The organism is Massilia agrisoli (assembly GCF_020831365.1).
Lineage (GTDB): Bacteria > Pseudomonadota > Gammaproteobacteria > Burkholderiales > Burkholderiaceae_D > Telluria_A > Telluria_A agrisoli.
On record NZ_JAJHPV010000002.1, the window covers coordinates 34123 to 52007 of the forward strand.

Sequence of the window (17885 nt, forward strand, 5' to 3'; positions counted from 1 at the left end):
AACCGTAGGGCGGATAAGCGAAAGCGCATCCGCCATGCCTGCGCCGCGTTGACGCATGGTAACCGCCCTACGAACTGCTTTAGGCGCGCGCCTTCAGGATGCGCGCAATATCGCGCGCAAAATACGTCAGCACCCCATCAGCGCCTGCGCGCTTGAACGCCATCATCGATTCCATCATTACCTTGTCGTGATCCAGCCAGCCGTTTTGCGCGGCGGCTTTCAGCATCGCGTACTCGCCGCTGACCTGGTAGGCGAACGTCGGCACCTTGAACTCGTCCTTCACGCGGCGCACCACGTCGAGGTAAGGCATGCCCGGCTTGACCATCACCATGTCAGCGCCCTCTGCGATGTCGAGCGCCACTTCGCGCAGCGCTTCATCGGTGTTGGCTGGATCCATCTGGTAGGTGTTCTTGTCAGCCTTGCCCAGGTTGGCGCCCGAACCCACCGCATCGCGGAACGGGCCATAGAAGGCCGACGCATACTTGGCCGAATACGCCATGATGCGGGTGTGGATGAAGCCTTTTTCTTCCAGTCCCTGGCGGATCGCGCCGATGCGGCCGTCCATCATGTCCGACGGCGCCACCACGTCCACGCCGGCCTCGGCCTGGGTGAGGGCCTGGCGGATCAGCATTTCTATGGTTTCGTCGTTCAATACGTAGCCATCGTCGTTGATCAGGCCATCCTGGCCATGGCTGGTGTACGGGTCGAGCGCGATGTCGGTGATGATGCCCAGTTCAGGGAAGCGGCGCTTCAGCTCGCGCACGGCGCGCGGCACCAGGCCGTCCGGGTTGGTCGCTTCAATGCCGTCCGGCGTCTTGAACGACGAGTCGATGACCGGGAACAGCGCCAGCGCAGGAATGCCGAGCTTGACGCAGTCATCCGCCACTTCCAGCAGCAAGTCCACCGACATGCGCTCAACGCCTGGCATCGAGCCAACCTGCTGGCGCTGGTTGCTGCCATCGAGGATGAACACCGGGTAGATCAGGTCCGATGCGGTGATCGTGTTTTCGCGCATCAGTGCGCGCGAGAACGGGTCACGGCGCATGCGGCGCATGCGGATTGCCGGGTAGTTGGCTGGTATCGTCATCTCAGGTTCCCAAGGAGGTGATAAAAATTATTCGTCAGCGTCTTCGATAAAGGGTGCGGCGTCGTCTTGCGGCGACGAAGGCGCAGCCTTGTCGTCCGTGTCCGAAATGCCGAGCAGTTCGAGGATCTTGTCGTTGGCTTCTTCAATCCCGACGCGCTTGAGCGCGGAAAACATTTGCACGGTGAACGGGAAACCTTCGCCTTCTTCGTCGACATAGCTGTCGAGCATGGCGCGGGCGCTGCGCAGCGCGTTGGTGGTCTCGTTGCGGTTGAGCTTGTCAGCCTTGGTCAGGATGCAGTGGATCGGCTTGCCGGTTGGGGCGAACCATTCGAGCATCTGCACGTCGAGTTCGGTGAACGGGCGGCGCGAATCCATGATCAGGATCAGCGCGGCCAGCTGCTCGCGGCGCTGGACGTAGTCGCCGAGCAGCTTTTGCCAGTGCAGCTTGGCCGAGCCGGACACTTCTGCATAGCCATAGCCCGGCAAGTCCACCAGCAAGCCTTCGATTTCCTCGACGATGGTCGGGTCCTTGCGGTGCTGGCCAACGTGCGCGCCGCCGATCGAGAAGTAGTTGATGTGCTGGGTGCGGCCCGGCGTCTTGGACGCGAAGGCGAGGCCCTTCTGGTTGGTCAGGATATTGATTGCGGTCGATTTTCCCGCGTTGGAACGTCCCGCGAAAGCGATTTCCGGCACCTGCGTATTGGGCAGGTCGCGCAGTTGATTGACGGTCGTAAAGAAGCGGGCTTGCCAGAGTTTGGACATGGAATGGGCAGAAAATGCAACAAAAGGGGGCGATGACCCGAGAAAGCTATTGTACAATAAGGGGTTGCGTATTGTTGCGGCGCGGTAGGTACAACGCCTTGCAACAAGCGGTTGCACTGCCATATTTTCAAATAGAACTCAATTTTTACAAGTCAGGGTGTGTGAATGAATCGTGCGTTTTTCCCGGCCGCCGGCGCGGCGTTTGTGAAGTCCTTGTTGGTTGCAACCCTGGCTGTCTCCGGCCTGGCATCGGCCGCTGCACCTGCTGCTCCAGCCAAGGCTGACGCCGCCAAAGGCGCAACCCTGTACGATGCTGGCGACGCTGCCCGCGGCCTGCCAGCTTGCGCATCTTGCCACGGCGCTGCCGGCAATTCGACCATCGCCGCCAATCCAAAACTGTCCGCACAGTTCGAGGCATACACCCACAAGCAACTGGTCGACTTCACCACCCCAGCGCGTAACCAGCCAGTAATGACGACTTACGCGAAGATGCTGTCGGATGCGGAAAAGCGCGACATTGCCGCCTACCTCGCAACGCAAAAGCCAAAGCAGGGCGCGGCCAAGAACAAGGACACCGTCGAACTGGGCAAGAAGATCTACCGCGGCGGTATCGCTGAGCGCGGCGTAGCTGCCTGCGCAAGTTGCCACGGCGCCAACGGCAATGGCATTCCTGCCCAATACCCACGCCTTGCTGGCCAGCACCAGGACTACACCGTCGCCCAGTTGCAGGCATTCAAGGGTGGCGCGCGTAACAACAGCGCACAGATGACCACGCTGGCTCAGCGCATGTCGGACCAGGAAATGAAGGCCGTTGCCGATTACATCGCCGGCTTGAAGTAAAATTCGCGGCATCTTACGATGCCTGATGATTTGCAAGCGCGGCGTGGTCGCCGCGCCTTGCTGGAGCAAAAAACCTCAGAGGGCGGCGGCGCGCAAGCGAGCTGCCCTTTTTGTTGATACCCGCGGGGCTCGTCGTTCCCGCGAAGGCGGGAACCCAGGTTTGCCTGCGCTTTCGGGGCGAAATTGGCTTCCCGCCTTCGCGGGAATGACGTGCCGCACTTTCTCCACGGCCCGCTTGCCGAGCCGCGCACTGGATTTAAAATGAGCACCACCGGAATTGAACTGAAGACGAATCGCCGCCGGCTTGCCGAAGCGGTCGAGCTGATTTCGTCGATGCGTTTTGCCATCAGCCTGTTGACGGTCATCTCGATCGCGTCGATGGTCGGCACCGTGATGAAGCAGAATGAGCCGATGACGAACTATGTCAACCAGTTCGGCCCGTTCTGGTTCGCCGTGTTCGACAAGCTGGGCCTGTACGCGGTGTATTCGGCCTGGTGGTTCCTGCTGATCCTCGCCTTCCTGCTGTTGTCGACCGCGCTGTGCATCGTGCGCAGCACGCCGAAGATGCTGAAGGATATGCGCAGCTGGCGCGAGAACGTACGCGAGGTATCGCTGCGCAACTTCCACCACAAGTCGGAATGGGTAGCGCCGCTGTCGCGCGCCGCGCTGGCGCAGCAAAGCGCAGCCCGCCTGGCCGACGCCGGCTATGGCACGAAAATCGTCGACAAGCCAAATGCCACCCTGGTCACGGCCAAGAAAGGCGCCGGCACCCGCTTCGGCTATATCTTCGCGCACTCGGCCATCATCATCATTTTGGTCGGCGGCATGCTCGACTCCGACCTGCCTATCCGCTTCCAGCAATGGTTCCTCGGTAAAACGCCCTTCGCGGGGAGCGGCCTGATCTCGGCCATTCCTGAAAAGCACCGCCTTGGCCTGGGCAACCCGACTTACCGCGGCAACACCATGATTCCGGAAGGCCAGGCCAGCGATGTCGCCTTGATCCCGCAGGCCAATGGCGTACTGGTGCAGGAACTGCCGTTCACCATCCAGCTGGCCAAGTTCCACATCGATTTCTACTCGACCGGCATGCCGAAGCTGTTTGCCAGCGATGTGATCGTGCGCGACCACGAAACGGGCAAGACCTTCCCGGCCACCATCAAGGTCAACGAACCGCTGATCTACAAGGGCGTTGCCGTGTACCAGTCGAGCTTTGAAGATGGCGGCACCAAGCTCAAGATGACCGCCTTCCCGATGCAGGGCATTGACGCCAAATCGTTCCCGATGACGGGCGAAGTTGGCTCCTCATCCGAGCTCAAGCGCGCTGGCGAGGAATATTCGGTCGAGTGGTCCGGTTTCCGTCCGTTCAACGTCGAGAATACCGGCACGACGCCGGACGTGCGCGCCGTAACCAAGGGCAAGTCCTTCAACGAAGAATTCGCAGCCGGCCTCGACAAGCAGCTGGGCTCCGCCGCCAAGGACGAAAACAAGGACCTGAAGAACGTCGGTCCGAGCGTGACGTACAAGTTGCGCGACAAGACAGGCCAGGCCCGCGAATACCAGAACTACATGCAGCCGGTCACCCTGGACGGCGCCCAGTTCTACCTGGCAGGCATGCGTTCGACGCCATCGGAAGCGTTCAGCTACCTGCGCATTCCTGCGGACGACGAGTACAGCGTGCGCGATTGGATGCGCCTGCGCGCCGCCCTGTCCGACCCGGCACTGCGCCAGGTCGCCGCCGCGCGCTACGCCCGCCGCGCCATGCCCGCCACCGCTGGCGCGAACGCTGGCGACATGGTCCGGCAGCTGGAAGACTCCGCGGCGCGCAGCCTTGCCATCTTTGCCGGCAACGGCTCGCAGGGCGGCTACCTTGCGGTCTCTAAATTCCTCGAAAAGATCCCGGCAGCCGAGCAGGAAAAGGCGGCAGGCATCTTCATGAAGATCCTCAATGGCACCATGTGGGAGCTGTGGCAGGCAGCGCGCGAGAAGGAGGGCCTGGCGCCGGTCACCGTGGACGAAAAGCACGCGCGCTTCCTGCAGATGTCGACCAATGCGCTGTCGGACAGCTTCTTCTACGGCGCGCCGGTATTTTTGCAGCTGGACGAATTTACCGAGGTAAAAGCGTCCGTGCTGCAGGTGACCCGTTCACCGGGCAAGGCCGTCGTCTACACCGGCTGCCTGTTCCTGGTGCTGGGCATCTTTGCCATGTTCTACATCCGCGAACGCCGCCTGTGGGTCTGGGTGCGCGATGACGAGTCCGGCGGCGCGCACGCGCTGATGGCGATGAGCACCCAGCGCAAGACACTTGATTTCGAACACGAATTTAACGACCTGAAAGCGAAGCTGGCGCAATCGGCGTAAGCTGTAGGCCGCTACCCATGGCGGCGGTACCTGGAGAAAATGATGGAAATTTCGCAAACTCAAACAAGCTACACCCAGACGCCGGGCTTCTTCAAGCGCCTGGACATGTTCGACTGGCTCTTCGCCGCGGCCTTGCTGGCTGGCGCGGTATTTGGCCTGGTTCGCTACGGCGCCTACATGGACGTCTATGAAAAAGCCATCCTGCTGCTGTCCGCGCCGACCTTCGCGCTGCTGGGCTGGCAATTCAAGGCGGTGCGCTGGCTGATGCCGCTGGTGTTCCTGCTGTCGCTGGCGGCCATCGGCCTGTACGCGGGCGACCTGCAAAACGCCAACCAGAAATTCTTCCTCAAGTACATGCTGTCCTCGCAGTCCGCAATCCTGTGGATGAGCACGCTGTTCGCCTTCTCGACCGTGTTCTACTGGGTCGGCCTGCTTAGCCGTAGCAACTTCGGCACCTCGGTCGGTTCCAAGCTGTGCTGGGCTGCTGTCGTGCTCGGCTGGACCGGCATGATGGTGCGCTGGTTCGAGTCCTACCTGATCGGCGCCGACGTCGGCCATATCCCGGTATCGAACCTGTACGAAGTGTTCATCCTGTTCGCTCTGATCACCGCCATGTTCTACCTGCACTACGAGCAGCACTACGCCACGCGCCAGCTTGGCGCCTTCGTGATGCTGATTATCGCTGCCGCCGTCGCTTTCCTGCTGTGGTACACGGTGTCGCGCGACGCCGCCGGCATCGAGCCGCTGGTGCCTGCGCTGCAAAGCTGGTGGATGAAGATCCACGTCCCGGCCAACTTCATCGGCTATGGCACGTTTGCGCTGGCCGCGATGGTTGGCTCGGCCTACCTGCTCAAGTCGCACGGCATTCTTGCCGACCGCCTGCCGGCGCTCGAAGTGCTGGACGACGTGATGTACAAGGCGATCTCGGTCGGCTTTGCCTTCTTCACCGTGGCAACCATCCTCGGCGCGCTGTGGGCGGCTGAAGCGTGGGGCGGCTACTGGTCGTGGGACCCGAAAGAAACCTGGGCGCTGATCGTCTGGCTGAACTACGCGGCCTGGCTGCACATGCGCCTGATGACCGGCCTGCGCGGGCGCGTGGCGGCCTGGTGGGCGCTGGTAGGCCTCCTGGTCACCACCTTCGCCTTCATCGGCGTCAACATGTTTCTTTCAGGTCTACACTCGTACGGAACGTTGTAAAGACGGCGCGCGGGGCCGCCGGCTAGCGTCGGCAAAATGGTGTAATGTTAAGACGTTACCCCCATTTTGCCGGAGCAAGCCATGCTGATCAAACGCAGTCCGAACCAAACCGATGTACCGTTCGGTTCGGAAATTACGCCGCAAGAAGTCTACGAATCGCGGCGCCGCTTCATCGCCCAGATGGCCGTTGGCGCGGTGGCCGGCAGCGCGCTGTGGGAGATGGCGAACCGCGAAGCGTTCGCCCAGCAAACTCCCGCGCAAAAGCTGGCCGGCAAGCCCAATCCCGCCTACACCATCCTCGACAAGCCGACCCCGTTCAAGGACGCGTCGAGCTACAACAACTTCTATGAATTCGGCCTCGACAAGTCGGACCCGGCCGAGTACGCGCACACCCTGAAAACGCGGCCATGGACGGTGTCGATCGAAGGCGAGGTCAAGCGGCCGATGACCATCGACATCGACAGCCTGCTCAAGCTTGCGCCGCTGGAAGAACGCATTTACCGCCTGCGCTGTGTGGAAGGCTGGTCGATGGTGATTCCCTGGGTCGGCTACTCGCTGTCGAACCTGATCAAGAAGGTCGAGCCGAATGGCAACGCCAAGTTCGTCGAGTTCACGACCCTGGCGGACCGCAAGCAGATGCCCGGCATCGGCAGCCGCGTGCTCGACTGGCCGTATGTTGAAGGCCTGCGTATCGACGAAGCCAATCACCCGCTGACCTTGCTGACGCTTGGCATGTATGGGCAGACCTTGCCCAACCAGAACGGCGCGCCCGTGCGGCTTGTGGTGCCCTGGAAATATGGTTTCAAGTCGGCCAAGTCCATCGTCAAGATCCGTTTCGTGCGTGAACAGCCGAAGACGGCGTGGAACGTGTCGGCGCCGTCCGAGTATGGCTTCTACTCCAACGTCAATCCGAACGTCGACCACCCGCGCTGGTCGCAGGCCACCGAGCGCCGTATTGGTGAAGACGGCTTCTTCAAGCCCAAGCGCAAGACACTGATGTTCAACGGCTATAACGACGTCGCCTCGATGTACGCCGGTCTGGATCTGAAGAAATACTACTGATGGCGTTCAATCCGAGTGCGAAGCAGCTCAAGGGCATCAAGGCCGCCATCTTCCTGCTGGCGCTGGTGCCCCTGGCGCGCATGGTGTGGCTGACGGCCACCGGGCAGCTGGTCGAACCGCTGGAGTTCATCACGCGCGGGACGGGCGACTGGACGCTGTACTTCCTCTGCATCACGCTGGCGGTGACGCCGCTGCGCCGGCTCAGCAAAATGAACTGGCTGATCAAGCTGCGCAGGATGTTCGGGCTGTACGCGTTTTTTTACGCGTTTTTGCACTTCATGACGTTTTTCTGGTTCGACCATTTCTTCGACATTGCAGGCATGTTCCGCGACGTGGCGAAGCGGCCGTTCATCCTGGTCGGGTTCACCGCGTTTGTGCTGCTGATACCGCTGGCGGTGACGAGCACCAATGCGATGGTCAAGCGGCTGGGGGGCAAGCGGTGGCTATGGCTGCACCGGCTGATCTACCTGATCGCGCCGCTGGGGATCTTGCATTTCTGGTGGATGAGGGCAGGAAAGAGCAACTTCACGGAACCGTTTATTTTCGGGGTGATTGTTGCGGTGCTGCTGGGGGCGAGGGTGTATTGGAGCTGGGCCGGGGCGAAAAGCCCCGCTCCGGGCCGTCATTCCCGCGAAGGCGGGAATCCATAGCCCGGGATGCTCCTCGGGCCTTTCGACTATCGCCAGCTCAGCATGGGTTCCCGTTTGCACGGGAACGACGCTATCAACGAATCACCGATTCCAGCGCAAACAAATCGGCCGGATTCTCGCGCTGGCGAATCAGATGCACTTTATCGCCATCGACCATGACCTCGGCCGCGCGGCCGCGGGTATTGTAATTGGACGACATGGTCAGCCCATAAGCGCCCGCCTGCATAATTGCCAGCAAATCGCCCGGATTCACCGCCAGCGCGCGATCACGCGCCAGCCAGTCGCCCGACTCGCACACTGGCCCGACGACGTCATACGTCACCTTCTCGCCCGCGTGCGGCGCCACCGGCTGCACATCCATCCACGCGTGGTAAAGGGCAGGGCGCATCAGGTCATTCATGGCCGCATCGACGATGCAGAAATTCTTCTCCGCGCCCGGCTTCAGGAATTCGACCCGGGTCAGCAGCACGCCGGTATCGCCGACAATCGACCGGCCCGGCTCGAACGCCACCTTGATCGGCCTACCGTCATACTTGCGCGCGCGCCATGCATCGATATGCGCAAACACGCGGCCCAGGTAATCGCCAACCGGCACCGGCTCCGCCTCGCCAGCCTCGCCGTAGTTGATGCCGATACCGCCACCCATATCCAGGTGATGAATCACGATGCCCTCACCGGCCAGCGTATCGATTAATTCGATCAGCTTATCGAGCGCCTCCAGCAGCGGCGCGTCGTCCAGCAACTGCGAGCCGATATGGCAATCGATGCCGACCACTTGCAGGTGCGGCAATGCGGCTGCGGTACGGTAGGTATCGAGGGCGTCATCGAACGCCACGCCGAATTTATTCGCTTTCAGGCCGGTGGCGATATACGGATGGGTTTTCGCATCCACGTTCGGGTTCACGCGCAGCGATACCGGCGCGGTCTTGCCCATCTCGCCGGCGACTTCATTAATGCGGTGCAGCTCAGGAATCGACTCGACGTTAAAGCACAAAATATCGTGCGACAGCGCCAGGCGGATTTCGTCAACGGTCTTGCCGACACCGGAGAAAATCACCTTGCGCGGATCGCCGCCGGCGGCCAGCACGCGCAGCAATTCGCCGCCCGACACGATATCGAAGCCTGCGCCTTCGCGCGCCAGCAGGTCGAGGATAGCCAGGTTGGAATTTGCCTTCATCGCATAGCAAACAAGGGCATCGCGGCCTTTGCACGCATCGAAATACGACGCAAAGTTTTTCAGCAGCGCGGCCTTGGAATAAACATAGGTCGGCGTGCCGAACTGCTCGGCGATGCTGGACAAAGGAGTGCTTTCAGCGAACAGGGCGCCGTCTTGATAAGAAAATTGCGACATAAGAGATGAGTTACTGGGCTACGGAAGAAGAAACGGGAGGCATCGCAGGCGGCACGGCGGGCGTTGGCTGGGGCTTGGCCGGTGGGGTCGGCATGTAGAGCGGGCCGGTCTGGCCGCAGCCGGCAAGCGCGCCAAAGACCACAACGGCGGCGCCGATATTCAGCGCAATGGAAGGCTTCACGATTAGAATCACGGTTTAATTAGAAGACCTTGGAGTGTAGCATGATGAGCGAAACCGAATTCCTGGACCTGGCCGACAGCACCCTGGGCACGATCGAAGCGGCGATGGACCGGCTCAACGACGAAGACGTGATCGACGTCGAATGCAAGCGCAGCGGCAACGTGCTGGAAATCGAGTTCATCGACAACGGCAGCAAGATCATCGTCAACAGCCAGGCCCCGCTGCAAGAAATGTGGGTTGCCGCCAAATCCGGCGGCTTCCACTACAAGCGCGCCGACGGGCGGTGGATCAACACCCGCGACGGCTCCGAGCTCTTCGCTGCCCTCTCGACGCTGGCCAGCGAACAAGGCGGCACCACCGTCCTCCTCAAGCCCTAAAAAAATTACCCAATTCGGGGTCAGACCACCGTTTTTTTGAAACAGTTTCCCAATTCGGGGTCAGACCACGGTTTTTTGGAATATTCCAAAAAACCGGTGGTCTGACCCCGAATTTGTTTGCAACTGTCTTGTTGCTGGCGCTCTTTAGAACAGCTCGTTTTTGACCGCGTCTTTTACCGCTTCTTCGGCTGGCGTGCTGCGCACGCCGACGTCAATGCTCTGGACGCCGGTGCCAGGCGGGTTTTCGGCGTAGTAGTACTCGCCGTTTACGTTGATCAGACCGCCCGGCACAGGGCGCTCTTCGATCGGCTCGCCTTTGAGCGCCTTGCTCATGTAGCCGATCCAGATCGGCAGGGCCAGGCCGCCGCCGGTTTCCTTGTTGCCGAGGTTTTTGGGCTGGTCGTAGCCAATCCAGGCAATTCCCACCACGTTCGGGTTGTAGCCGGCGAACCAGGCGTCGATCGAGTCGTTGGTGGTGCCGGTCTTGCCCGAGATGTCGGTGCGCTTGAGCGACAGCGCCTTGGTGGCGGTGCCGTAGCGGACCACGTCCTTGAGCATGCTGTCGACCAGGTAGGCATTGCGCGCGTCGATCACGCGGTTGCCTTCTTCGCCGGCCGGGTCAGGCGAGGCTTGCGACAAAATCGTGCCGTTGCTGTCGGTGACCTTGGTGATCAGGTAAGGGCTGACCCGGTAGCCGCCGTTGGCAAACACGGCATAGGCGCCGGCCAGCTGCAGCGGCGTGGTGGCGCCCGCGCCCAGCGCCAGGGTCAGGTACGGCGGGTTCTTTTCGGCGTCGAAGCCGAAGCGGGTGGTGTATTCCTGGCCGTACTTGGCGCCGATGCGGTGCAAGATGCGGATCGAGACCATGTTCTTCGACTTGGTCAGGCCGCGCCGCATGCTCATCGGGCCTTCATACTTGGCGTCGTAGTTCTTCGGTTCCCATGCCTGGCCACCGGTCTGGCCCGCGTCGAACGAGATCGGCGCGTCGTTGATCAGGGTCGATGGCGACAGCCCGCGTTCCAGCGACGCCGAGTAGATGAAGGGCTTGAATGCCGATCCCGGCTGGCGCCATGCCTGCGTCACGTGGTTGAACTTGTTGCGGTTGTAGTCGAAGCCGCCCACCAGCGCGCGGATCGCGCCGTCGCGCGTGTCGGCGGCAATGAAGGCCGATTCGATTTCCGGCATCTGGGTGATGCTCCAGGTGGTGCCGCCGCCTTGCGTTACGCGGATCACCGCGCCGCGCTTGATGCGGCGGTTCGCCGGCGCCTTTTCCGCCAGCCCGGCCTTGGCGAACGCCAGCCCGGCGCCGCTGATCTTGATCTCTTCGCCCGACGCGGTCACCGCGGTTACCTGCTGCGGCGAGGCCTGCAGCACGATGGCGGCGATGATGTCGTCGCTGTCCGGGTGCTCGGCCAGCTCGGTTTCGATCGCTTCTTCGGCTTCTTCCTTCTTGCTCGGGATGTCGATGTACGACTTCGGTCCGCGGTAGGCCTGGCGCCGCTCATAGTCCATCACGCCGCGGCGCAGCGCGAGGTAGGCGGCGTCCTGGTCGGCCTTGGTAATGGTGGTGAACACGTTCAGGCCGCGCGTGTAGGTCTCTTCCTTGAACTGTTCGTACACCAGCTGGCGCGCCATTTCGGCCACGTACTCGGCGTGCACGCCGAACTCGTTGCTGTCGGTCTTGATCTTCAGCTGTTCGTCCTTGGCGGTCTGGTATTGCGCCGTGGTGATGTAGCCAAGCTCGTGCATGCGCTGCAGGATGTACTGCTGGCGGGTGCGCGCGCGCTTCGGGTTGACCACCGGGTTGTAGGCCGACGGCGCCTTCGGCAGGCCGGCCAGCATAGCCGCTTCGGCCACGCTGATGTCTTTCAGGTCCTTGCCGAAATAGATCTGGGCGGCCGACGAGAAGCCGTAGGCGCGCTGGCCCAGGTAGATCTGGTTCATATAGACCTCGAGGATCTGGTCCTTGGTCAGGCTTTTCTCGATCTTCCAGGCCAGCAGGATTTCATAGGCCTTGCGCTTGAGGGTCTGTTCCGACGACAGGAAGAAGTTGCGCGCTACCTGCTGGGTAATGGTCGAGGCGCCCTGGCGCGCGCCGCCGCTGGCATTGTGCAACGCCGCGCGCAGGATGCCCTTGTAGTACACCCCGCTGTGCTCGTAGAAATTGTCGTCCTCGATCGCCAGCACCGCCTTCTTCATGACGGTCGGGATGTCCTTGATATGGACCAGGGTGCGGCGCTCTTCGCCGAATTCGCCGATCAGGACGTTGTCAGCGGAAAAGATCCGCAGCGGCATCTTTGGGCGGTAGTCGGTCAGCGTGTCGAGCGCGGGCAGGTTGGGGTAGGCCATCGCCAGCGCGAACACGACAATCAGCAGCGCGGCCAGGCCGGTGCCCGTAATGATTCCGAGCGCAATGAGCAGCATCCTTTTGGGGCTGCGCTTGCCTGCGCCTTTTTTCGACGAGGCGGGTGTATCCGTTTTGGAAGTCATGCAGGTGGATCTCTCACATATTGATGTGCTTCATTATAAAGCACCGTCGCCGCCAGCCCTATTCGCTAAAGCCGCCTTCAGGATGGGTGTGAACGTGCCGACAACTAAGATGTCACGGCGTTCACAGAGTGTGGTGAATCCGCCCGTACCCATAAAGTTCCAATGCAGAAATACCTTTACACCGGCTCAGCGTTGTTGCTACGATTTAATGTACTGTCTTATGTATGCCGCCTAAATAGCGGTTTTATATCAAATAACCCCGCAAAGGCAAATAATATTATCTTTCTGAGAAGCAAGTTATTCAGAAATTAATTGAATTTGATGAATGGGGAGGAGTGGGCTCGTAAATGGTTAATCTAGGTTCCTTGTTCGGGCAATCCAGTCCCCCCTTGATCGGGTTGGACGTCAGTACGTCCAGCGTCCGCCTGGTTGAGCTGTCACAGCTTGGCAAAGGCGAGCTGCGGCTGGAGCGTTATGCCTCCGAGCCCCTGCCGCGCGGCGCTGTCGTCGACGGCAATATCGAAAACCTCGAGCAGGTGTCGGAAGCGGTGCGCCGGGTCTGGAAAAAGAGCGGCACCCGCATCAAGCTGGCCGCCCTCGGCATGCCGCCGGCGTCCGTCATCACCAAAAAGATCATCCTGCCGGCCGGCCTGTCGGAAGACCAGCTGGAAGTGCAGGTCGAGTCCGAAGCCAGCCAGTACATCCCGTTCGCGCTCGACGAGGTCAGCCTCGACTTCGACGTGATCGGCCCGGCCGCCAATTCGCCCGACGACATCGAAGTGATGCTGGCCGCATCGCGCAAGGAAAAGGTCGAGGACCGCGTGGCGCTTGCCGAAGCGGCCGGCCTGACCGCCGTCGTGATGGATATCGAATCCTACGCCGCCCGTACCGCGCTGGACCGCGTGACGGCCATGATGCCGCAAGCGGGCGTCGGCCAGATCGTCGCGCTGTTCCAGGTGGGCGCCCAGGTGACCCACATCTCGGTCATGCTCGACGGCGACACCATTTACGAGCGCGAGCAGCCCTTCGGCGGCAACCAGCTGACCCAGGACATCGTGCGCGCTTATGGCTTGTCGTTCGAGGAAGCCGAAGCGCGCAAGCGCGCCGGCGACCTGCCGGAGAACTACCAGGCTGAATTGCTGACGCCATTCCTGGAAAACGCCGCGCTGGAAGTCACGCGCGCGATCCAGTTCTTTTACACCTCCACGCCGTACACCCGCATCGACCAGCTGTTCCTGGCCGGCGGCTGCGCGCTGATGCCAGGCCTGCTCGACATCATCGCCAGCCGCACCCGCATCTCCAGCGCCGTGGTGTCGCCGTTCAAAGGCATGCAGCTGGCGTCCGGCGTGCGCGAGTCGCAGCTGCGCACCGAAGCCCCGGCTTACCTGGTGGCCTGCGGCCTGGCCATGCGAAAGGCGGCAGCATGATCAAGATTAACCTGCTCCCCCACCGGGAAGCCAAACGTAAGCAGAAGCAGGCCGCGTTCATCGCGCTGATGGCGCTTGGCGCCGTCCTCGGCGTTGTCGTGGTGCTGATGGTCGGCGCTTACAACGCCAGCCGCATCTCGATCCAGGAAGAGCGCAACCGCGTCATCGCCAGCGCCAACGCGGAGCTGGACATCAAGATCGAGAAGATCGCAGGCCTGAAACAGGAAATCGAAGCGCTGAAGGCGCGCCAGCAGGCCGTTGAGGACCTGCAGGGCGACCGCAACCAGCCGGTCTACCTGCTCGATGAACTGGTGCGGCAGACGCCGGAAGGCGTGTACCTGAAGTCGTTCAAGCAGGAAGGCCAGCGCGTGGCGGTCTCGGGTTACGCCCAGTCGCAGGAACGCGTGGCCGAACTGCTGCGCAACCTGGCCGGCAGTTCGCAGTGGCTGGAACGACCCGACCTGACCGAAGTGCGCGCCGTCAGCCTGGACAAGAACAAGACCGGCCGCAAGGTGGTCGAGTTCACGCTGGGCGTCAACATCAAGCGCCCGCGCGACATCGATGCGGCGGCCGAAGCGGCGCAAGGCGCACCGGCGGCCGGCGAACGCAAGGCTGGCGCCACCACGGCGGCGGCAGCTGGCGGAGACCGGACATGAACAAGAATATCGACCTGAAAGACCTGTCGCACTCTCTGCGCTCCCAGTTCCAGGGCCTGCAGGGACGCCATCCCGGCCAGTGGCCGCTGGCGCCGCGACTGCTGCTGGCAGTGGGCGTGATGGCACTGGTGATCGTGCTCGGCTACTTTGCCTACTGGAGTTCGCAGTTCGACGAGCAGGAAGCCGGCGCCGCAAAGGAAGCCAAGCTGCGCGCCGAATACACCACCAAAATCGCCCAGGCGATCAACCTTGAAGCGCTGGAAGCCCAGAAGCTGCAGGTCGACCAGTACGTGTCGCGCCTGCAGAAGCAGCTGCCGAGCAAGGCCGAAATGGCGGCGCTGCTGTCGGACATTAACCAGGCTGGCGTCGGCCGCGGCCTGCAGTTCGAGCTGTTCAAGCCGGGCCAGGTCGTGGTGCGCGACTACTACGCCGAACTCCCGATCGACATCAAGATCACCGGTAATTACCATGACATCGGCTCGTTCGCCGGCGACATGGCCAACCTGCCGCGTATCGTCACGCTGAACAACATGTCGCTGTCGACCGCAAAGGATGGCAGCCTGGTGCTGGACGCCGTCGCCAAGACCTTCCGCTACCTCGACGAAGAAGAAGCAGCCGCCGCGCGCGACGCCAGGATCGAGCGCGAGAAGAACGAAAAGAAGAACAAGAAGGCCAAGAAGAAGGGAGCGGCAAAATGACGCACCTGAACAAAGCCGCGGTGCTGGCGCTGGCCGTGCTGCTGGCAGCTTGCAGCGACAGCGATGTGCGCGAAGTCCAGCAATGGATGGCGAACACCGAAAAGAACACCAAGGTCACGGTCAAGCCGCTGGCTGAGCCGAAAACCTTCACCGCGTTTGCCTACCAGGCTGGCGATGCGGTCGACCCGTTCAGCCAGAACAAGCTGCTGGCCGAGCTGGCCCGCACCGACGCCGGTTCAACCAACCCGCTCAAGCCCGACACCGAGCGCCGCCGCGAGCTGCTGGAGACCTTCCCGCTCGATACCATGCGGATGGTCGGACTGCTGCAAAAGGGCGGCGACAACCACGCGCTGGTGCAGATCGACCGCGCGGTGCACCAGGTTCGCGCCGGGCAGCGCATCGGCCAGAATTTCGGCGTCATCACCAGCGTGACGGAGCAGGCTGTGAATATAAGAGAAGTGGTTCAGGACGCCACCGGCGATTGGGTCGAGCGCATGTCGAAGTTGGAGCTGCAGGATAGTAAGGAGAGCACGAAATGACCGCATTACGAATGAATGGCGCCGCCTCGCTGACGGGGATTGCAGTACGCATCGGCGCATGGCTCGCTCTCGTTGCAGGCAGCAGCGCCGCGCTGGCGCAGGAAAATGCGATCGAGTCGATCACGGCCAACCAGCAGGGCGCCAATGTCATCGTCAACATCGCGATGAAGAACACGCCCACGCGCGCGCCGATCGGCTTCTCGATCACCAACCCAAGCCGCATCGCCCTCGACTTCGGCGCCACCGCCAACGCGACCGGCAAGAGCAGCCAGGACGTGAACCTGGGCGATGTCCGTAACATCAACGTGGTGCAGGCTGGCGAACGTACCCGCCTGGTGCTGAACCTGAAGCGCCCGCTGAACTACGCCACCGCGATCGACGGCAAGTCCGTGATCCTGACGGTGGAGGGCACCGGCGGCGTGGCCCAGGCGGTCGACCGCACCGGCGTCGCGGTTGCCGCCCCCGTGGCCGCAGCGCCGGCCGCGCGCCCACTGCTGCGCGACCTCGACTTCCGCCGCGGCGCCAACGGCGAAGGCCGCGTCGTGGTCGACCTGCCGAACAACCAGGTTGCCGTCGATGTGCGCCAGGTCGGCAACAAGGTGATTGTCGATTTCCTCAAGACCGGCCTGCCTGAAACGCTGCGCCGACGCCTCGATGTCACCGATTTCGGCACCCCGGTCAAGCTGGTCACCACTGCCCCGCAGGGCGACAACGTGCGCATGACGATTGAAGCGAACGGCCTGTGGGAACAGAGCGTCTACCAGAGCGAGACCCAGCTGGTGGTCGACGTCAAGCCGATCAAGGAAGACCCGAACCGCCTGACCCAGGGCACCCAGGGCTACCGCGGCGAGAAGCTGTCGTTCAACTTCCAGAACGTGGAAGTGCGCGCCGCCCTGCAGGCGATTGCCGACATCTCGGGCCTGAACATCATCACCAGCGACTCGGTCACCGGCAACCTGACCCTGCGCCTGCGCGAAGTGCCGTGGGACCAGGCGCTCGACGTGGTCCTGCAGGCCAAGGGCCTGGACATGCGCAAGAACGGCAATGTGCTGTGGATCGCGCCGAAGGATGAACTGCTGACCAAGGAAAAGCTCGAACTGGAGCAGCGCGCCCAGATCGCCGACCTCGAGCCGCTGCGCTCCGAGATCTTCCAGCTCAATTACCAGAAGGCTGAATCCTTCCGCACCGTGTTCGGCCTCGACGCCAACGGCGGCGCGGCGGCGGGCGGCGAGAGCAGCCCGAACCGCGTGCTGTCCAAGCGCGGCAGCGCGATCATTGATCCGCGCACCAACCAGCTGTTCGTCACCGACATTCCGTCGAAGATCGAAGACATCCGCAAGCTGATTTTGAAAACCGACGTGGCCTCGCGCCAGGTGGTGATCGAAGCGCGCCTGGTTGAAGCGAACGACGGCTTCTCGCGCAACCTCGGCGCCAAGCTCGGCTTTGCCGACATGCGCGGCTTCCGCGGCGGCGATCCTGGCTACCAGGTCAAGGGCAACGAGCGCGTCGCCATCGGCGGCAATATCGTCGGCGTAGGCCAGGTCACCGGCCAGACCCCCGACACCGGCGACGCTTATAACAACACCCAGTTCATCAACCTGCCTGCGGCAGGCATCGGCGGCCAGTCGCCAGCCACGGTGGCGTTCAGCCTGTTCTCGTCGGCCGCCAACCGCTTCCTGAACCTGGAGCTGTCGGCGCTGGAAGCCGACGGCAAGGGCAAGATCATCTCGAGCCCGCGCGTGGTCACCGAAGACAAAATCCTGGCCGTGATCGAACAGGGTATCGAACTGCCGTACGAGGTTGCCACCAGCAGCGGCGCCACCTCGATCATGTTCAAGAAAGCCAACCTGCGCCTGGAAGTCACGCCGCAAATTACCCCGGACGGCAACGTGGTGCTGGACGTCGACGTGAACAAGGATTCGAAGGGCGAAGAAACCCGCGCCGGCTTTGCGATCAACACCCAGCACGTCAAGACCAAGGTCATGGTCGAAAACGGCGGCACCGTGGTCCTCGGCGGCATTTACCAGCAGACCGAGTCGAACACCGAAAGCAAGGTGCCCCTGCTCGGCGACGTGCCGGTGCTGGGCTACCTGTTCAAGACCACCGGACGCACCACCAGCAAGACCGAACTGCTGGTGTTCATCACCCCGAAAATCGTCGCCGACCGCGTGACTGGCCGGTAAACCGCACCAATTAACAAATAAAAATCA

Annotated in this window: 16 protein-coding genes; 11 read left to right on the forward strand and 5 right to left on the reverse strand. The window is 62.1% G+C overall.

Going from position 1 to position 17885, the window contains the following annotated elements:
* Nucleotides 1-79 precede the first annotated feature (79 nt).
* On the reverse strand, nucleotides 80-1087 hold the full coding sequence (gene hemB, locus LMJ30_RS00250) for a porphobilinogen synthase (RefSeq protein ID WP_229430329.1): 1008 nt from the start codon (nucleotides 1085-1087) through the stop codon (nucleotides 80-82).
* 27 nt (nucleotides 1088-1114) lie between these two features.
* Nucleotides 1115-1849, reverse strand: coding sequence for a ribosome biogenesis GTP-binding protein YihA/YsxC (gene yihA / locus LMJ30_RS00255; protein ID WP_229430330.1), 735 nt, complete (start codon nucleotides 1847-1849; stop codon nucleotides 1115-1117).
* Between the two features lie 165 nt (nucleotides 1850-2014).
* On the opposite strand from yihA, the gene LMJ30_RS00260 reads away from it, so the two are divergent.
* From LMJ30_RS00260 to msrQ, 5 genes are all read left to right on the forward strand, one after another.
* Nucleotides 2015-2689: a c-type cytochrome gene (locus tag LMJ30_RS00260; protein ID WP_229430331.1), complete on the forward strand. Its 675-nt coding sequence runs from the start codon at nucleotides 2015-2017 to the stop codon at nucleotides 2687-2689.
* Nucleotides 2690-2950: 261 nt separating this feature from the next.
* Entirely contained in the window at nucleotides 2951-5047 is a 2097-nt protein-coding gene (locus LMJ30_RS00265; protein ID WP_229430332.1) for a cytochrome c biogenesis protein ResB, read from the forward strand.
* 42 nt (nucleotides 5048-5089) lie between these two features.
* Nucleotides 5090-6244, forward strand: a complete 1155-nt coding sequence (gene ccsB, locus LMJ30_RS00270) for a c-type cytochrome biogenesis protein CcsB (protein ID WP_229430333.1) — start codon at nucleotides 5090-5092, stop codon at nucleotides 6242-6244.
* An 81-nt stretch (nucleotides 6245-6325) separates the two neighbouring features.
* On the forward strand, nucleotides 6326-7306 hold the full coding sequence (msrP, locus tag LMJ30_RS00275) for a protein-methionine-sulfoxide reductase catalytic subunit MsrP (RefSeq protein ID WP_229430334.1): 981 nt from the start codon (nucleotides 6326-6328) through the stop codon (nucleotides 7304-7306).
* The gene (gene msrQ / locus LMJ30_RS00280; protein WP_229430335.1) at nucleotides 7306-7956 is read left to right on the forward strand and encodes a protein-methionine-sulfoxide reductase heme-binding subunit MsrQ; all 651 of its coding nucleotides are present in this window, start codon (nucleotides 7306-7308) and stop codon (nucleotides 7954-7956) included. Before msrP ends, msrQ begins: the two co-directional genes overlap by 1 nt.
* 73 nt (nucleotides 7957-8029) lie before the next feature.
* Here the strand turns inward: msrQ and lysA are convergent, their stop codons facing one another.
* Together lysA and lptM are read right to left on the reverse strand one after the other, a co-directional pair.
* Nucleotides 8030-9307, reverse strand: a complete 1278-nt coding sequence (gene lysA / locus LMJ30_RS00285) for a diaminopimelate decarboxylase (RefSeq protein ID WP_229430336.1) — start codon at nucleotides 9305-9307, stop codon at nucleotides 8030-8032.
* Nucleotides 9308-9317: 10 nt separating this feature from the next.
* The gene (lptM, locus tag LMJ30_RS00290; RefSeq protein ID WP_229430337.1) at nucleotides 9318-9488 is read right to left on the reverse strand and encodes an LPS translocon maturation chaperone LptM; all 171 of its coding nucleotides are present in this window, start codon (nucleotides 9486-9488) and stop codon (nucleotides 9318-9320) included.
* Nucleotides 9489-9532: 44 nt separating this feature from the next.
* On the opposite strand from lptM, the gene cyaY reads away from it, so the two are divergent.
* Nucleotides 9533-9865, forward strand: a complete 333-nt coding sequence (gene cyaY / locus LMJ30_RS00295) for an iron donor protein CyaY (RefSeq protein WP_229430534.1) — start codon at nucleotides 9533-9535, stop codon at nucleotides 9863-9865.
* A gap of 144 nt (nucleotides 9866-10009) precedes the next feature.
* Here cyaY and LMJ30_RS00300 read toward each other — a convergent pair whose 3' ends face one another.
* On the reverse strand, nucleotides 10010-12355 hold the full coding sequence (locus tag LMJ30_RS00300) for a penicillin-binding protein 1A (RefSeq protein ID WP_371872954.1): 2346 nt from the start codon (nucleotides 12353-12355) through the stop codon (nucleotides 10010-10012).
* A gap of 347 nt (nucleotides 12356-12702) precedes the next feature.
* On the opposite strand from LMJ30_RS00300, the gene LMJ30_RS00305 reads away from it, so the two are divergent.
* From LMJ30_RS00305 to LMJ30_RS00325, 5 genes are read left to right on the forward strand one after another with little or no spacing between them, the layout of a single operon-like run.
* On the forward strand, nucleotides 12703-13782 hold the full coding sequence (locus tag LMJ30_RS00305; protein ID WP_229430338.1) for a pilus assembly protein PilM: 1080 nt from the start codon (nucleotides 12703-12705) through the stop codon (nucleotides 13780-13782).
* Complete coding sequence (locus LMJ30_RS00310; protein WP_229430339.1) at nucleotides 13779-14438, forward strand: PilN domain-containing protein; 660 nt, start codon at nucleotides 13779-13781, stop codon at nucleotides 14436-14438. The genes LMJ30_RS00305 and LMJ30_RS00310 overlap by 4 nt, the downstream gene beginning before the upstream one ends.
* The gene (locus tag LMJ30_RS00315; protein WP_229430340.1) at nucleotides 14435-15136 is read left to right on the forward strand and encodes a type IV pilus inner membrane component PilO; all 702 of its coding nucleotides are present in this window, start codon (nucleotides 14435-14437) and stop codon (nucleotides 15134-15136) included. The genes LMJ30_RS00310 and LMJ30_RS00315 overlap by 4 nt, the downstream gene beginning before the upstream one ends.
* On the forward strand, nucleotides 15133-15675 hold the full coding sequence (locus tag LMJ30_RS00320) for a pilus assembly protein PilP (RefSeq protein ID WP_229430341.1): 543 nt from the start codon (nucleotides 15133-15135) through the stop codon (nucleotides 15673-15675). The genes LMJ30_RS00315 and LMJ30_RS00320 overlap by 4 nt, the downstream gene beginning before the upstream one ends.
* Before the next feature lie 11 nt (nucleotides 15676-15686).
* Complete coding sequence (locus LMJ30_RS00325) at nucleotides 15687-17858, forward strand: type IV pilus secretin PilQ (protein WP_371872959.1); 2172 nt, start codon at nucleotides 15687-15689, stop codon at nucleotides 17856-17858.
* Nucleotides 17859-17885: the final 27 nt, after the last annotated feature.

Bases quoted from the DNA above. Each gene is read 5' to 3' on its own strand.
- hemB (WP_229430329.1), bottom strand. From the start codon at position 1,087: ATGACGATACCAGCCAACTACCCGGCAATCCGCATGCGCCGCATGCGC.
- yihA (WP_229430330.1), bottom strand. From the start codon at position 1,849: ATGTCCAAACTCTGGCAAGCCCGCTTCTTTACGACCGTCAATCAACTG.
- LMJ30_RS00260 (WP_229430331.1), top strand. From the start codon at position 2,015: ATGAATCGTGCGTTTTTCCCGGCCGCCGGCGCGGCGTTTGTGAAGTCC.
- LMJ30_RS00265 (WP_229430332.1), top strand. From the start codon at position 2,951: ATGAGCACCACCGGAATTGAACTGAAGACGAATCGCCGCCGGCTTGCC.
- ccsB (WP_229430333.1), top strand. From the start codon at position 5,090: ATGGAAATTTCGCAAACTCAAACAAGCTACACCCAGACGCCGGGCTTC.
- msrP (WP_229430334.1), top strand. From the start codon at position 6,326: ATGCTGATCAAACGCAGTCCGAACCAAACCGATGTACCGTTCGGTTCG.
- msrQ (WP_229430335.1), top strand. From the start codon at position 7,306: ATGGCGTTCAATCCGAGTGCGAAGCAGCTCAAGGGCATCAAGGCCGCC.
- lysA (WP_229430336.1), bottom strand. From the start codon at position 9,307: ATGTCGCAATTTTCTTATCAAGACGGCGCCCTGTTCGCTGAAAGCACT.
- cyaY (WP_229430534.1), top strand. From the start codon at position 9,533: ATGAGCGAAACCGAATTCCTGGACCTGGCCGACAGCACCCTGGGCACG.
- LMJ30_RS00300 (WP_371872954.1), bottom strand. From the start codon at position 12,355: ATGACTTCCAAAACGGATACACCCGCCTCGTCGAAAAAAGGCGCAGGC.
- LMJ30_RS00305 (WP_229430338.1), top strand. From the start codon at position 12,703: ATGGTTAATCTAGGTTCCTTGTTCGGGCAATCCAGTCCCCCCTTGATC.
- LMJ30_RS00310 (WP_229430339.1), top strand. From the start codon at position 13,779: ATGATCAAGATTAACCTGCTCCCCCACCGGGAAGCCAAACGTAAGCAG.
- LMJ30_RS00315 (WP_229430340.1), top strand. From the start codon at position 14,435: ATGAACAAGAATATCGACCTGAAAGACCTGTCGCACTCTCTGCGCTCC.
- LMJ30_RS00320 (WP_229430341.1), top strand. From the start codon at position 15,133: ATGACGCACCTGAACAAAGCCGCGGTGCTGGCGCTGGCCGTGCTGCTG.
- LMJ30_RS00325 (WP_371872959.1), top strand. From the start codon at position 15,687: ATGAATGGCGCCGCCTCGCTGACGGGGATTGCAGTACGCATCGGCGCA.